Origin of the sequence: Kitasatospora sp. NPDC059146, from assembly GCF_042786665.1 — a bacterium.
Lineage (GTDB): Bacteria > Actinomycetota > Actinomycetes > Streptomycetales > Streptomycetaceae > Kitasatospora.
In genome coordinates this window covers 1,529-3,330 of sequence record NZ_JBHZCY010000252.1, presented here as the reverse complement: position 1 = coordinate 3,330, position 1,802 = coordinate 1,529, and the positions used below count along the sequence as shown (strand labels likewise).

Sequence of the window (1,802 nt, the reverse complement as noted above, 5' to 3'; positions counted from 1 at the left end):
GGTGCGGCGGGGCTGGAGCGCCTACACCGTGCTGCAGCGCCGGCACGCGCCCTGCGCGGGGCGCCCGCGGCCGCGTCTGGGGCCCCACCGCCGAGCGGTGGGGCCCCTGACGCGTCTGTCCGGCCGGCGGCCTAGTAGACCGGCTTGTGCGGCTCGACCTGGTTCACCCAGCCGAGCACGCCGCCGCCCAGGTGGACGGCGTTGGCGAAGCCCGCGGCCTTGACCACGGCCAGCACCTCGGCCGAGCGCACGCCCGACTTGCAGTGCAGCACGATCTTCCGGTCCTGCGGCAGCTTCTCCAGGGCGTCGCCCATGAGGAACTCGTTCTTCGGGATCAGCACCGCGCCGGGGATGTTGACGATCTCGTACTCACCGGGCTCGCGGACGTCGATGAGGTAGATGTCCTCCGCGTCGTCCTGCCACTGCTTGAGCTGCTTCGAGGTGATGGTCGAACCGGCGGCGGCGGCCTGCGCCTCCTCCGACACGACGCCGCAGAAGGCCTCGTAGTCGATCAGCTCGGTGACCGTCGGGTTCTCGCCGCAGACCGCGCAGTCCGGGTCCTTGCGGACCTTCACCTGGCGGTAGTTCATCTCCAGGGCGTCGTAGATCATCAGCCGGCCGACCAGCGGGTCGCCGATCCCGGCCAGCAGCTTGATCGCCTCGTTCACCTGGATCGAGCCGATGGACGCGCAGAGCACGCCCAGCACGCCGCCCTCGGCGCAGGACGGGACCATGCCCGCCGGCGGGGCCTCCGGGTAGAGGCAGCGGTAGCAGGGGCCGTGCTCGGCCCAGAACACGCTGGCCTGGCCGTCGAAGCGGTAGATCGAGCCCCACACGTACGGCTTGCCGAGCAGCACCGCGGCGTCGTTCACCAGGTAGCGGGTGGCGAAGTTGTCCGTGCCGTCCACGATCAGGTCGTAGCCGGAGAAGATCTCCATCACGTTGGAGTTGTCCAGGCGCTCCTCGTGCAGGACCACCTCGACGTACGGGTTGATCTGCTGCACCGAGTCGCGCGCGGACTCCGCCTTGGAGCGCCCGATGTCGGCCTGGCCGTGGATGATCTGGCGCTGCAGGTTCGACTCGTCGACCACGTCGAACTCGACGATGCCCAGCGTGCCGACACCGGCGGCGGCCAGGTACATCAGCGCGGGCGAACCGAGGCCGCCGGCGCCGACGCAGAGCACCTTGGCGTTCTTCAACCGCTTCTGCCCGGCCATCCCGACGTCCGGGATGATCAGGTGGCGGGAGTACCTGCGGACCTCGTCGACGGTGAGCTCGTCGGCCGGCTCTACCAGGGGTGGCAACGACACGGGGACTCCGATGGGTCTCTTGTTCAGGCGGCCGGGGCCAGCCTCGGACGGGGTTGTTGCACCGCCACTCAGGTGGCTCTCTAGGCCAACAGTGTCATGCCCCACCGGTATTCCGAGACAGCTCGTCCGATGGGCGAGACGGGCCGCGCCGGATCGTGGAACCGCCCGCCGGACGCCCCCGCGCCCCCTCACACCCGGCAGGCCGTCTCCAGCCAGACGTCCCCCAGCGACTCCTCCAGCGGCACCTGTGTCCGCCAGCCGAGACGGTCCCGGGCGGTCCGCACGTCCGCCTGCCGCCACGGCACCGGCTCCCCCGGGGCGGGCCGGCCCTCCGGCCGGTGCCCCTCCGCCCGATGGCCCGGCAGGTACGGCCCGGACGCGTGGTGGCCGTGCCCCGGCAGGTGGTCGCCGGCAGGGCCGGCGGCCTGCGCGGGCAGCAGGACCTGCCGGTTCTCCTCCACGATCGACCCCTCGAAGCCCGAGGCCCGGACC

General features: G+C 71.6%; 1 protein-coding gene and 1 pseudogene. Both read right to left on the bottom strand.

Features of this window, described 5'->3' with window-relative positions; translation table 11 throughout:
* Nucleotides 1–131 precede the first annotated feature (131 nt).
* Nucleotides 132–1,310 (bottom strand): adenylyltransferase/sulfurtransferase MoeZ, encoded by a 1,179-nt coding sequence (gene moeZ, locus ACFXPX_RS43640; RefSeq protein WP_380525900.1) that lies wholly within the window; start codon nucleotides 1,308–1,310, stop codon nucleotides 132–134.
* Nucleotides 1,311–1,498: 188 nt separating this feature from the next.
* Nucleotides 1,499–1,802, bottom strand: a pseudogene (locus tag ACFXPX_RS43635) (reductase); the annotation flags it as partial.